The 13504-nt window shown below is 50.5% G+C and carries 9 protein-coding genes; 6 read left to right on the top strand and 3 right to left on the bottom strand.

All coding sequences use genetic code 11. The annotated features are described in order from the left end of the window. Window positions 1–133 precede the first annotated feature (133 nt). Window positions 134–2308, top strand: coding sequence for a 5-histidylcysteine sulfoxide synthase (gene ovoA, locus CX664_RS09365; protein ID WP_101746482.1), 2175 nt, complete (start codon window positions 134–136; stop codon window positions 2306–2308). A gap of 228 nt (window positions 2309–2536) precedes the next feature. Here the strand turns inward: ovoA and CX664_RS09360 are convergent, their stop codons facing one another. Then, a complete protein-coding gene (locus tag CX664_RS09360; protein WP_180966441.1) occupies window positions 2537–3370 on the bottom strand; it encodes a hypothetical protein in 834 nt (277 codons plus the stop codon). A gap of 325 nt (window positions 3371–3695) precedes the next feature. On the opposite strand from CX664_RS09360, the gene CX664_RS09355 reads away from it, so the two are divergent. Together CX664_RS09355 and CX664_RS09350 are read left to right on the top strand one after the other, a co-directional pair. Next, window positions 3696–6965: a hypothetical protein gene (locus CX664_RS09355; protein ID WP_101746480.1), complete on the top strand. Its 3270-nt coding sequence runs from the start codon at window positions 3696–3698 to the stop codon at window positions 6963–6965. Window positions 6966–7005: 40 nt separating this feature from the next. After that, complete coding sequence (locus CX664_RS09350; RefSeq protein ID WP_101746479.1) at window positions 7006–7290, top strand: hypothetical protein; 285 nt, start codon at window positions 7006–7008, stop codon at window positions 7288–7290. A 230-nt stretch (window positions 7291–7520) separates the two neighbouring features. Here the strand turns inward: CX664_RS09350 and tusA are convergent, their stop codons facing one another. Both tusA and CX664_RS09340 read right to left on the bottom strand, forming a co-directional pair. Then, window positions 7521–7799, bottom strand: a complete 279-nt coding sequence (tusA, locus tag CX664_RS09345; RefSeq protein ID WP_101746478.1) for a sulfurtransferase TusA — start codon at window positions 7797–7799, stop codon at window positions 7521–7523. Between the two features lie 32 nt (window positions 7800–7831). Beyond that, on the bottom strand, window positions 7832–9172 hold the full coding sequence (locus tag CX664_RS09340) for an MATE family efflux transporter (protein WP_101746477.1): 1341 nt from the start codon (window positions 9170–9172) through the stop codon (window positions 7832–7834). A gap of 352 nt (window positions 9173–9524) precedes the next feature. Here CX664_RS09340 and CX664_RS09335 point away from each other — a divergent pair, with 352 nt between their 5' ends. The 3 genes from CX664_RS09335 to CX664_RS09325 all read left to right on the top strand — a co-directional run bounded on the left by CX664_RS09335 (window position 9525) and on the right by CX664_RS09325 (window position 13022). Further along, the gene (locus CX664_RS09335) at window positions 9525–10259 is read left to right on the top strand and encodes an SPRY domain-containing protein (protein ID WP_180966440.1); all 735 of its coding nucleotides are present in this window, start codon (window positions 9525–9527) and stop codon (window positions 10257–10259) included. A 371-nt stretch (window positions 10260–10630) separates the two neighbouring features. Then, the gene (locus CX664_RS09330; RefSeq protein WP_101746475.1) at window positions 10631–11557 is read left to right on the top strand and encodes a Dyp-type peroxidase; all 927 of its coding nucleotides are present in this window, start codon (window positions 10631–10633) and stop codon (window positions 11555–11557) included. A gap of 235 nt (window positions 11558–11792) precedes the next feature. Next, window positions 11793–13022 (top strand): hypothetical protein, encoded by a 1230-nt coding sequence (locus CX664_RS09325; protein ID WP_101746474.1) that lies wholly within the window; start codon window positions 11793–11795, stop codon window positions 13020–13022. Window positions 13023–13504 lie beyond the last annotated feature (482 nt).

Raw genomic sequence — 13504 nt, 5'->3', positions numbered from 1 at the left:
TATCGTTTGACAGCAATAAGTCGTGGATATGCTGTTTCTCTATAATGAAGCACACCATACTGTTTAGTGCTGGTTCTGCTGACGGCTAACTGATTGCTCAACGCCCCACACACCAACATTCAGGAGAGGAAACGTGGCTGAGAATACTGCGAGTCAAATAGACCACAGTGTCACCCCGGACGCTCATCCCCAAAAAATAACTCGAACCATAGTCTTAAACGACGGCAGTCCTGAGAACAAACGACAGGAGTTATTAAATTATTTCCACCAGACGTTTGATCAATATGAGCTGCTGTTTGAAACCCTGGCCTGCCAGGAAGCCTGGTACGAAAAGGCAATCCCCCTCCGTCACCCGCTGATTTTCTATTACGGGCACACTGCCGCTTTTTTTGTGAACAAACTGATCACCGCAAAACTGATCTCGGAACGAGTTGACCCTTATATTGAGTCCACCGTTGCCATTGGTGTGGATGAGATGTCCTGGGATGATCTGGACGACAACAATTACCAATGGCCAACCGTGCAACAGGTCCGCGACTACCGCAGTAAAGTCAGGGCACTGGTTTCCGGTTTCATCCGGACCATGCCACTGGAGATACCCATCAACTGGGAGAGTCAGGCCTGGATCATTCTGATGGGCATTGAACATGAACGCATTCATCTGGAAACCTCATCAGTACTGATTCGCCAGCTGCCAATCGCCTGCGTCAAGCCACACAGTTACTGGCAACACTGCACAGACACAGGGTCAGCACCGGACAACCGCCTGATTGAGATGCCCGGAGGATCACTGCGCCTGGGCAAAAATTACGATGCTTCGCTCTACGGCTGGGACAATGAATATGGCCGCTGCGAGGTTGAGGTGGCCCCCTTCAAAGCCAGCGAATACCTGGTGAGCAATCAGGAGTTTAAAGCCTTTATTGATGCCGGTGGTTATGACAATGAACGCTGGTGGACAGATGAAGGCTGGGCCTGGAACACATTCAGCAACACCGATGGTAAAGTGCGCCACCCCGAATTCTGGATCCCCGATGGGGACAGTTATCGCTACCGCACCATGCTGGCAGAGATCGACATGCCCTGGAACTGGCCGGTAGACGTCAACTGTCATGAAGCCCAGGCCTTTTGTCGCTGGAAATCAGAAGTGACCGGCAAACAGATTCAGCTGCCCAGTGAAGCCGAATGGTACCACCTGAGGGAGGCCATCAGTACTGACCAGCCCCGGTGGGATAAAGCCCCCGGAAATATCAATCTCGAATACTGGTCTTCATCCTGCCCGGTTGACCACTTCAGAACCGGGGAGCTGTGTGACATTATCGGGAATGTCTGGCAATGGACCACCACCCCCATTGACGGTTATGAAGGATTCCGTGTCCACCCCTGCTACGATGATTTCTCAACCCCGACCTTTGATGGACGACACAATCTGATTAAAGGGGGTTGCTGGATATCAACCGGCAACTACGCTATTAAAGAATCCCGCTACGCCTTTCGCCGCCACTTCTTTCAGCATGCCGGTTTCCGTTACGTAGAGTCCAGTGCCATGACCAATACCTCCAGCAACCCTTATGAGAGCGATGCCCTGGTTGCCCAATATCTGGCGTTCCATTTTGGGGAGTCTTACTTTGATGTACCCAACTACCCCGAAGCCTGTGCCCGCCTCTGCCATGAAGTCAGTGGCGAGACACCTCGAACACGGGCACTGGACCTGGGCTGCTCAGTAGGACGCACCAGCTTTGAACTGGCCCGCTGGTTTCAACATGTGGACGGCATCGACTTCTCTGCCCGATTCATTTCTGCGGCGGCCGAGTTGCAGGAGCGCGGAAAAATACGCTACCACCTGACCACAGAAGGCGAACTGGGTGATTACTTTATTGCCGATACCACGGAGATGGGTCTGGATAATATCGATACCAGCCGTATCCGCTTTACCCAGGGGGATGCCTGCAACCTGAAACCCATGTTTAACGACTATGATCTTGTTTTTGCCGGTAACCTGATTGATCGCCTGAATAACCCCGCGCAATTTCTGGACATGATTCATGAGCGCATACGCCCCGGCGGCATCCTCGTGATCACTTCGCCCTATACCTGGCTGGAAGAGTATACGCCCCGGCAGAACTGGCTTGGAGGCATCCGTGAAAATGGTGAAGCCCTGGACACCTATACCGGACTGCAAAGAGCGTTGAGCAAACATTTTGAAGAGGTTCGCCCCCCCGTTGATCTCCCGTTTGTGATCAGGGAAACAGCCCGAAAATATCAGCATTCGGTTGCCCAGTGCACAGTGTGGCGGCATAAAACGCTGTAATCCGGCCCCGCGCCTCACTTGAAGGCCGGTTGTGTAATACCAATTCCACCTTCTAAATATGAACTGCGCAGCCATTTTGAACAGCTGGTCTTCGTTGGAATTCCTCGCAATAGCCCTGCTATTACTCGTCATTCCGCCTTGCCCAGCTGTCCAAAATGACTTGCTCGATCTCATATTTAGAAGGCGGAATTGGTATAAGTTTGCTCACTACCGCTACTACAAACTTGCTCAAACCGCCTTCAACGTCAGGCCATGCAGGTAACATTCCCTTTTGAAGCGCGCTATCAAAATCTTGCTATTCGGACAATCCGTGTAAGCCTCGACCACCGCATCCGGTGTCACCGGCTCGCCATACAACGGCAGGTTCCTCAGGCAACATCTCTCTATGAAGCACGCTCTCCTCAACTTGCCTTTCAGAGTATTCGGGAAAGCCTCAACCACTTCTTCCGGGGTGACCGGCTGGCCATAAAGCGACTGCTCTCTCAGGCAGCATTTTACTTTGTAGTGCACCAGCTCCAGCTGGCCTTCCGGAGTATCCGGAAAAGCCTCAACCACCGCTTCCCGGGTGACCGGCTGGCCATACAGCGACAGCTCCATCTTGCAACATTCCACTTTGAAGAGGGCCAGCGCCAGTCGGCCTTCGGGAGTGTCCGGAAAAGCCTCAACCACTGCTTCCGGAGTGACCGGCCGACCATTCAACGGCGTGCCTCTCAGGCAACATTTTGCCTTGAACTGCGCTATTCCCATCTTGCTTTGTGGACAATCCGGGAAGGCCTCAATCACTGCATCCGGTGTGAGCCACTGGTCATTCCACTGCAGGCAGCCCAGGTAACATTTCGCTTTGTTGTTCGCCCTTTCCAAGAGCAGCGATGTCATGGATGTATCGCGGTCAAAAATTTCTTTAATCAGGGAATCTGACCGGAGGCACGACATATGACGTGTATTCGTCGCACTGAAATTGACGAAATCAGAAAAACTCAACTGCCGGGCAATGAGTTCCAGTGCTTTGTCAGGAAGTGCCGCCAAATGACAGGTATCCGGTTGGTTACGTACTTCCTGCACATGCACCTTCCTGAAACCGAAAAAAGCGAATGGAATATCTGAATCCTCTATTTGAGGATTCAGAATAAATGATTTTAGCTGGAGCGAAACATCAGCGGCTTGATGCATAAGTCAACCTTCGTCTTTTATTCCGGGTTGTTTTGAGCCCGGGCCCAGAAAAAAGTTCCACTGCCGAAAATTTCTGGTTACGCAAGATGATTGCCATGCAATCAGGAACGGGTCTTGTCTCATGTTTACGGCTTGCCCTGATACACCGTAAACGGAACCTAACCGCTATTTTGAAGTCCAATGACGGTATTTATTGTCTTGGTGTGAAGGGTTTATTTTGCCAGCCACAGCATCAACCAGATCCCACCCAAAACCTGCTGGCCGGTATAACCGACATGTTGGCTCAAGCCGGTTTACTGACCGCCCCGGAAGGGCCTTTAACGGTAAAAAAGTTGAAAATCATCCATCTTATAGTAGTGGCACAGCTCGCCCCCCGGATCATGGCAAATGTACTGAAGATGCTTTCTGGGAAAAAAAACCATTACAAGGACGCCAAATCACCCCGGCTGATGTGCTCACAGCCTATGGCAGAGACACCACATCGCTTAGGGGTGGTTTCTTTCTGCTAAAACTCTGCTTAGAGAACATTCTTTATGATGATAAAAAAGTCACCCCGGACCAGGTCATTCGGGAATTCAACCGCAAGCCAGGTCAAAATCATAAGTACAAACTAGCGATAGCACGCTTCAAATCGGAATGTTGCCTGAAGGGCCTGCTGTTGAATGGCCAGCGGGTCGCACCGGAGACGGTGGTTCAGAATTTTCGAGCAATCGGGGCAGCATTGGAGCTGGCACGCTTCAGGCAACATTGTTGTCTGGAGGACCTGGCGTTGTTCGGCCAGAAGGTCACACCGGATTCGGTGGTCAAGGCTTTTCCGGACAGTCCGGAAGGCAGGCTCGGGATAGCGCGCTTTAAGGCAGAATGTTGCCTGAGGGGCCTGGCGTTGTGCGGCCAGCAGGTCACACCGGATGCGGTGGCCAGGGATTATCAGGCAATCAGGGCAAAACTGGAGCTGGCGCGCTTCAAGGGGGAATGTTGCCAGAGGAACCTTCCGTTAAATGGCCAGCAGGTCACACCAGATGAGGTGGTTAAGGGTTATCAGGCGATCAGGGCAATACTGGAGCTAGCGCACTTTAAGCAACACTGCTGCCTCAAAGGTCTGGCATTGAATGGCCAGCAGATCACACCGGATGCAGTGGTTAAGGATTTTCTGGCAGCCGGTACACCACTGGAGCTGGCCCGCTTCAAAGCAGAATGTTGCCTGCAAAAACTGCCGCTAAATGGCCAGCTGGTGACACCGGATGAGGTGGTTATGGATTATCAGACGGCGAGGGCTCCACTGGAGCTGGCGCGCTTCAAAGCGGAATGTTGCCTGAAAGGCCTTCCGTTAAACGACCAGCAGGTCGCACCAGATACGGTGGTCAGGGAATATCTGGCGGTCGGGGCAACACTGGAGCTGGCGCGCTTCAAAGCAGACTGTTGTCTGAAAAGCCTGGCGTTGAATGGCCAGCAGGTCTCACCGGATGCGGCGGTCAAGGGTTTCCCGGATAGTCCGGAAGGCAGGCTGGGGATAGCGCGCTTCAAAGAGGAATGTTGCCTGGAGGGGCTGCCATTGAATGGCCAGCAGGTGACACCGGAGACGGTAGCCAGGGATTATCGTGCAACCAGAGCAACATTGGAGCCTGCACGCTTCAAGGCGGAATGTTGCCTCAGGGGCCTTCCGTTACATGGCCAGCCGATCACGCCGGATGAGGTAGTCAGTGATTATCAGGCAGTTAGAGCAATACTGGAGCTCGCGCTCTTCAAAGAACAATGTTGTCTGAGGGGCCTGTTGCTCAATGGCCTGCCGGTCACGCCGGATGAAGTGGCCGGGGCTTACCCTGATAGCCCGAAAGGCAAACTGGCAATGGCTCGCTTCAAAGCGGAATGTTGCCTGAAAAACCTTTCGTTGAATGGCCAGCCGGTCACGCCGGAAACGGTAGTCAAGGATTATCAGGCAGCCAGAGCAACTCTGGAGCTCGCGCGCTTTAAGGAACAATGTTGTCTGGCAGGCCTGCAGTTGAATGGTCGACAGGTCACACCGGACCTGGTGATTAAGGGTTTCCCGGATACTCAGGAAGGCAAATTGGCAAGAGCACGCTTCAAAACCACATGCTGCCTGAAGAACCTGCTGTTGAATGGCCGACAGGTCACGCCGGATGAGGCGGCCAGGGATTTCCCCGATAGTCCGAAAAGCATACTGGGGCTGGTATTCTTCAAAGCGGAATGTTGCCTGAGGGGCCTGATGCTCAATGGCCTGCCAGTCACACCGGAGGCGGTAGTTCAGGGTTTTCAGACCACCAGAGCAACAATGGCGCTGGCGCGCTTTAAAGAGCAATGTTGCCTGAAGGGGCTGACGTTAAATGGTCGGCTGGTCTCCCCGGAGGCAGTGGTTAAGGCTTTCCCGGATAGCCCGGAAGGCAAACTTGAGTTAGCACGCTTTACCGCAGAATGTTGCCTGAAGGGCCTGGCGTTAAGTGGTCGGCGGGTTACACCGGAGGCGGTGGTCAAGAAATTCCCGGATAGCCCGGAAGGCAAGCTGGGGTTAACGCATTTTAAAGCAGAATGCTGCCTGAGGGGCGTGCCATTGAATGGCAGGCAGGTCACACCGGATGAGGTGGTTCAGGGTTTCCCGAATAGCCCGGAAGGTAAACTGGGCATAGCACGCTTCAAAGCAGATTGTTGTCTCAGGAGCCTGCCGTTAAATGGCGAGCAGCTCACACCGGATCTGGTCGTTACAGCTTTCCCGGATAATCCGGAAGGCAAACTGGGGTTAGTGCGCTTCAAAGCGGAATGTTGCCTGAAAGGCCTTCCATTAGCTGGCCAGCCGGTTACACCGGATGAGGTGATCAAGGACTTTCAACGCGGTGGCTGGTTGTTCGAAAACGCTATTTTTTATGCTCTGCTGGCATTGAATGACAGAGCATTGAATGGCAGCTATCTGGATAACCAGAAAGTATTATCAGCGTTTAATAAATCCCTCGGGAATTATTCGTTAAAGCAAGCCGAATACCTGATACAAAGGTTGGTTCAATCTCAACGGTACAATGCCATCAAAGAGGCCAGGGAGATCATTCACCAGGCCTGGCAAATCTTAAACAGCGTACCGGTCAAAGAAGAGCAACGTCGTTTGCAATGTATTCTGCAATTCATAGCTATGCAGCTTGAACTGCCAATTGACCATCAAAAAGTGTCGGCAGCGCAGGTATGGCAATCCATCCAAACCCTCAGGTGCTCATTTCAGAAATCTCAAATCCATTTTTTCTTCCTGGCACACTGCTGTATCACCGGCCAGCCTGTTAATGAACGACAGATCGATAAAGATCAGGTACTGGAATACCTTAAGAATTTTCCTGAAGGCAGCAATCTGCGTAAGGCTTTAGGCTCATGGTTTGAACAATGCCGCTCCGAAGACAGTGTACTGGATTGTTTACTGTTTAAACGAGAAAATGCCTTTATCAGTGATTCTCCTGACGGATGCGCAGTCTTTGCAAGTCAATATTTTTAAAAAAAATCATTTTGCTTGATGATCCCACCCTGTATCTGAGATGACCACAAAAGCAATGGTGCTGGCTTCAATCATCACGCACCACTCGGAGGAACACCTGAAGTCTTATTTGAAAGCTGCCCAGGTTTTATCACTGAAAACACAGGCGCAGGCAGACAATCCAGCACTCTCAGATAGCACTGCCCTGGCAATGGGTCTGGAGCGCAGTGATGCCATGGTTAGAGAGCATTATCAAGACGGCGAAAAATCCGCCGCCAGCAGTGCTGCTGACGCGCTGATAAATAGTCTGACGCCATTGCCTGAAGATATGGCTGCAATGGCTTAAGCCTTTCCGATCCCATGCCGCCCTTTGATATTTTCAAGGGGCACTTAGGAAGTCCCGAAATAATTTCCACATTTTGAACTCGATCTCCGTTCATCCTGAGCTTGTCGAAGGGTGATTGGCACAATACATGAGGCCGGAGTTCACGCCCTTCGATGCTTCGACAAGCTCAGCACTCAGGGCGAACGTAGTTTTGAAACTCAGAAATGTGGAAATTATTTCAGGACAGCGCCTTAAACCCGTTCCACCTTTTTCTTTCTGATCCAGTAAGAAAAAACAGCATCTGTCTCTTGATGCTGAAGAAGCTGGTGCTCCAGAAAATTACAGAACCTGGGGATATCACGTTTAGTGGAAGGGTCAGTCGCCAGAACCCGAACCACCTCACCGGAAGCCATATCCCTGATTTTATTGTGCAGCAGCATCACCGGCTCCGGACAAAACAGGCCACAGGTATCCAGCTCATGCTGCACTTCAATAGTGCCAGCGTTCTCTTCAAGCAACATGTCTGACATCAAACGTTAAACCAGTCTTTCAAACCAGCTCCTCATAAAAGGTCATGTCGGGCTGCAAACCAGACATCGTTGTTACTAAAATGGCGATACACCCAGATCAGGCCCAGGCCCCGGGCGGCCATAAAAACCGTGTAAGCAAGCCACAAGCCCTGATTTCCCATATCACGAAACAGGAACCAGACCGGGAGAAACACCAGAACCGTGGCAATCAGCATCGTGTTCTGCATCATATCGGTTCTGACCGCGCCAATAAAGACGCCATCCAGCCAGAAACACCAAACGGCAATCAGCGGCATGGCTACCAGCCAGGGCAGGTAAACAGAGGCTTGTTCTGCAACCTCCGGAATATTGGTCAACCAACCCAGCAAAGCCTGCCCGCCAAGGCCAAGCAACAGACAGAACAGCCCGCCACAGATCAGGGAACACCAGCCGGTTACCCGGACTATCTGATGAAACTGTCGGCGATCACCTTTGCCAATGGACTCACCGGTCAAGGCTTCTGCTGCGTGAGCGAATCCATCCAGGCCATTGGAAATCAGCACCATCAGATTCATCAGCAGCGCATTGGCAGCGAGCACTTCATCCCCCAGGCGAGCGCCCCGGGCGGTAAAAAATGCCTGTACTGATAACAGACACAATGTGCGGACAAACAGGTGGCGATTGAGCATGATCAGCCGACGAAACGCAGCCATATCAAACACCATGTCAGTACTGAACTGGCCATCATCACCGGCCAGAATTCGCCTCACCAGCAACAACCCAAGAGCCAGCGCCAGATAGTCAGCAATCACCGTTGCCAACGCGGCACCCTGGGTTGCCCAGCCCAGACCAAGGACCAGCAACAGGTCCAGCACAATATTGACGGCATTACCCACAACCAGGATAAACAACGGCCCCTTCGGCATCTGCATTCCTATCAGCCAACCAATCAACGCATAGTTAACCAATACGGCTGGTGCCGACAATATCCGGATCTGAAAGTAGATTTCAGCCTGCCTCGCCACCACATCACTGGCGGCAAATAAAGGCAACGCCAATTGTAAAATCAACGGGGAGCAGAGAATCAGCAGCAAGCCTGTGAGAGCGGCAAAAACCACCGACTGTAACAGCCACTTTCTCAGGGCGTAACGGTCATTGCGGCCCTTTGCCTGGGCAACCAGCCCGGTGGTCCCCATTCTCAGAAAACCGAAAGCCCAGAAAATCATGCTGAACATGGTTGCCGCAACGGCAACACCACCCAGATATTCCGGTGCAGAGAGATGACCAAGGACAGCCGCATCCACCAACCCCAGCAGCGGTACCGAAATATTGGAAATAATGGCAGGCCAGGCAAAATGCCACACCCGCTGATAAGTTGCCGAAGCCGATAGCAAGGGGTCAACTCCTTCTGCGCCTTAATCACAAGGGAGTATTTTATAGAGCGTCTTTATGAACAGAAATAAGTAATCATTCACGTTCATCACTTACACCATTTTCTCCCATAGCAGTAAGAATAAGAACTTTTTCATTCTAAAGCTGTCTGACTGATTAGTAATTTGCAACTGTAAGAATCAATTCGTGAACCTGAAAAGTCTTTTTTCACATTGTCTGCCGTGTTGGCCAAAGCGTTTGCAAGATATTCCCTGCCGACAACAGGCAGCAACCGGAAACAGCCGGGAAGGAAGGAGTGTCAGGCAAATGGTTCCATTGCCCAAGTGCAGCCCTACAGGCATACGTCTGGAAGACATGGAAAGAAATAAGTATACCTGTGTCTCTATCTGCACCACCTGGGATCCGGACAAAAGCAGTCACAATGTTCGCATCATCGATGGGGTGCCATCAAAATTATATTGTGAACCTGCTTTGCTTAGTACCGAGCTTGCCATGTCAGATACCGGCTTTTCTAAAGGCTTGCATATTCTGGATGTTAAATGGTCGACCGAGATGCGAGGATCTCATGCGGTGATTGGGGTTGCATTGGCAGAAGCTCCTAAACATGCAAACTTTTATACCAATCTTCTTGGTAGCACAGAGTCCTCCTGGGGCTGGGACATAAATAACAATAAACTGATTCATAACGGCCAAACCATAGGCAATTACCCCAAAGACAAAGTGGATGGGGTATTTGAAGTACCCAAAAAGATAAGCTGCATAATAGATATGATTACAGGAACCATAGGCTTCAAAACCAACGGGGAATATTTGGGAGATGCGTTTTCGGGACTAAAGCATAAAACCGTTTTTCTGGCTGTGTCCGCTGTTAGGGAGGGCGCAAAAATCTCGGTCGCGTATAACAAAGGCTGTAATAACACTCCTCTCTCGCTGCAAGACCTGTCAAAACTGACATTAAGAGACCGGGTGAAATTTGCAGAGCAGATCGACCACCTTCCTACCTCTCCGGGACTGAAAAAACTCATTGCTGACAAATCAATAACTGACCTTGATAGCATTGATGAAAATACTCACCCGCAGAGTGACTAATCTTCACTGGCTGCTTTCATCACCAAAATGATTTAACCCTGACGTCTATACAACATTGATCCCTGACAGTAACCAATGCTCCGTGGTGGTAAGTAGTTAACCAAATGAAATCATATATTTCTGACTAAGTTGTCAGTCACTCCCGGCAACTGCTCCTGCGTTGCTCTATCTCCTGCATCCATGCAGTCGTGCGGCGTTGCAACTCCGGTCACATAGCTACGGCTATGCTCCCTACGTTGCGCCTTGCATAGCAACTGCCCACTTAGCCAGAAATATACGATTCCATTTGGCCAACTACTTAATATAATGATCAGTCCACCACAACCAGACACCGACTTTATTCGATACATAGACTTTCAAGGTTCAAGACCATGCCAACGCCTCAGTCCGGCATCACTCCGGATGCCAATACCAACGCTCAATTTCTGATACTGACGATCAAAGAAAACGACAGCGACAGCCTATCGCAAATCCGCCAGACGCTCTCCGGCATTCCAGAGCTTACTGAAACTCTGGCGAGGCAATACCCCAATGCCAGGCTCAGCTCAACCATCAGTATTGGCAGTGCTGCCTGGGACCGGCTTTATTCCGGCAGCAAACCCGGGGCTCTGCGCCCTTTTATGGCCACCAAGGACGCTGATCGGGAAGCGCCTGCAACTCCCGGCGACTTGCTGCTGCACATTCGCTCAGACCGAAAGGACATCAATTTTCTGCTGATGGGCCAGGTGCTTCGCCTGCTGGGCAATAACGTGCAGGTTCAGGAAGACATCAGCGGTTTCCGGTATCTGGACAGCCGTGATCTGACCGGATTTGTCGATGGCACTGAAAACCCTGAAGGTGAGCACCGTGCAGATGTCGCGCTTGTGGGGGAAGAAGATAGCCCGTTTGCAGGGGGCAGCTATATCCACACCCAGCGCTATGTTCACCATTTAAAAGAGTGGGAACAGTGTCCGCTGAAAGATCAGGAAACCATTATGGGGCGCACCAAGGAGGACAATATTGAGTTCAGTGCTGAACAGAAGGCTCCCATAGCCCATATCAAACGGGTCAACCTGAAAGACGAACACGGCAACAGTATGGAGATTCTCCGCCATAGTATGCCTTATGGTGACGCCAGGGAGTCAGGCCTGTTCTTTATTGCCTATGGCAAGACACCAAAACATTTTAATCTGATGCTGAAAGCGATGATTAAAGCCGATGCCCATGGTCACTATGATCATTTGATGAATTTTTCAACACCAGTCACTGGCTGTGCCTTCTTTGCGCCCTCTCGTGAATTTTTGGCATTGAATAATTGAGCGACAATCAATAACCACTGTCAGCACCTCTTCTGAGGTGCTTGGTTAATGCTGGTAATCAACTGAGCAAATCGCACGACTTATGAAACTAATTCGGTAGTCAATGGTCTACGATAGTGTCCGGATTGCTGCAACGCAGGCAGATGGACACAAAGACCAACCGGTTTATGCCCAAAACATTGCCAGTTTTGACAATAAGCCATAACAACAAAACTCCTACGAAACAGGTGGTTACATGCACGTTGAATCTGCAAAAGTCCCATTACCCTTATCAACTCAATCAACCGAACAACCGGCCCCAGCAGCACAATCAGTCCCTGAGTTTACAGCTGACAGCTTCGACAATCGGCCGGGAGCCGAAATTCTGGCAACCCGATTGAACACATTCAACGAGAATATATCGGCCATCCTGAATGCTAAAAAGTCTGAAACTGAAAAGACAGGTACTGAAAAGCCAGATACTGAAGGGCTAGACGCTAGCGATATTGCACTAATGTGCAAAAATTTCACCAGTGCTTTTAATCTGGATGATATCCTGGTTGAAGAGTCCAGCCAGCTCAAAGCCATTCAAATCCTCCTGACCCTCACCAACTGCCATGACATTAATTCCCTCAAAGCGTTTGCTAACAGCAAACTGGATGAGAATCCTGACAATCAGGATGACTGCCAGAAGTTAAAGGATAGCGCCGACATGGACAACGATAATCCGATTACCCTGCCTCCGGGCTATGGCATGACATCGCAAAATTTCAGTTTTTTTCGGGATCAGTTAATGAATAGTTTTATTGACTCCCAATTCTCGGAAGCAAACTTTGACAAGGAACAAAAGGATCAACTGAAAGATGCATTAAGGATGGCCAAAATGCAGATCGCTGGCAATACCGGAATCGGTAACTTCAAAGAGTCAATAACTTTTGACCAATTCGACCGGGAACAAGTCAGCAAGCTAACAGGAAGCCTGATCTACCCACGGCAGAAGCTGTGTGCAGATAATTTGGCAAAAGAGATCCTGGCGTTACAACAACAGCTGTTCGACTCCGACTCAGGGCTGATCGACATGCTGGGCAATAATGAAGGCATCACTAAATTGCTGCAGGGTAATCAACCGTATCACCTGAAACAATTACTGGCCAGACAGGGTGCAGACAACCGCGCTACCCTGACCAATGATGCAGCCTTGCTGGTTTCATTTGTCGCAAGAAATTCAATATTTGCGGACGAATTTGCCAAACTTGGTATCAATCCGGAGAATCTTACACATTTAGCCAAAGCACACAGCATACTGAACCATGGCCAGGCTGACGAGAAGAAAGAACTCAGCAACGAGATTGCCGCTAAGGGCCTGAAAGACAGTGATGATTTCACCAGAACGTTCTTCAAAAGCGAGACTGCCAATAAGTACAAGGCTGAGCCACCGTTTGCCAGAATTGCCTTATGGCTGGCGGAGTCCAATCAATCCGGTTGAATCAGGCGTTTACGGATCAGATAGACAAACTGACGTTTGGGCCAATCTGATCCACTAACCAAAAAGCTGTCCGGAAAATTGCAGAACCCGGGGATACCTCACTGGGTGGAAGGTATCGTTGCCAGCCCCCTGCCCCGGGACATATCCCTGACTGGATGTCCAGCATCATCACCGGTTCTGGGCAATCCAGTCAGGTACCCAGCTCTTAAAAAAGCTGACAGAACACACCAGTAAAGACCGAAAAAGCATTAGCAGCCACTCTTATATTTCTGTATGATTGCCGCGGGATCGGCGGAGTATTGAGTAAGTAGCTGGCCATATGGAATCATATATTTCTGGCTACTTGGGCAGGTACTATGCGAGGCACAACGGAGGGAGCATAGCCGTAGCTATGTGACCGGAGTTGTAACGAAGCAGAGTGCCTGAACAAGGAGTCAGAAATATATGATTCCATATGGTTAGCTACTTATATGCTCCCGATA

The organism is Endozoicomonas acroporae, assembly GCF_002864045.1.
GTDB lineage: Bacteria > Pseudomonadota > Gammaproteobacteria > Pseudomonadales > Endozoicomonadaceae > Endozoicomonas > Endozoicomonas acroporae.
This window is presented reverse-complemented; position numbering and strand designations above follow the sequence as displayed.

What these genes read in the sequence shown, in the direction of transcription:
- CX664_RS09350 (WP_101746479.1), top strand. Translation starts at nt 7,006, where the DNA reads ATGACCACAAAAGCAATGGTGCTGGCTTCAATCATCACGCACCACTCG.
- CX664_RS09325 (WP_101746474.1), top strand. Translation starts at nt 11,793, where the DNA reads ATGCACGTTGAATCTGCAAAAGTCCCATTACCCTTATCAACTCAATCA.
- tusA (WP_101746478.1), bottom strand. Translation starts at nt 7,799, where the DNA reads ATGTCAGACATGTTGCTTGAAGAGAACGCTGGCACTATTGAAGTGCAG.
- CX664_RS09330 (WP_101746475.1), top strand. Translation starts at nt 10,631, where the DNA reads ATGCCAACGCCTCAGTCCGGCATCACTCCGGATGCCAATACCAACGCT.
- CX664_RS09335 (WP_180966440.1), top strand. Translation starts at nt 9,525, where the DNA reads ATGGAAAGAAATAAGTATACCTGTGTCTCTATCTGCACCACCTGGGAT.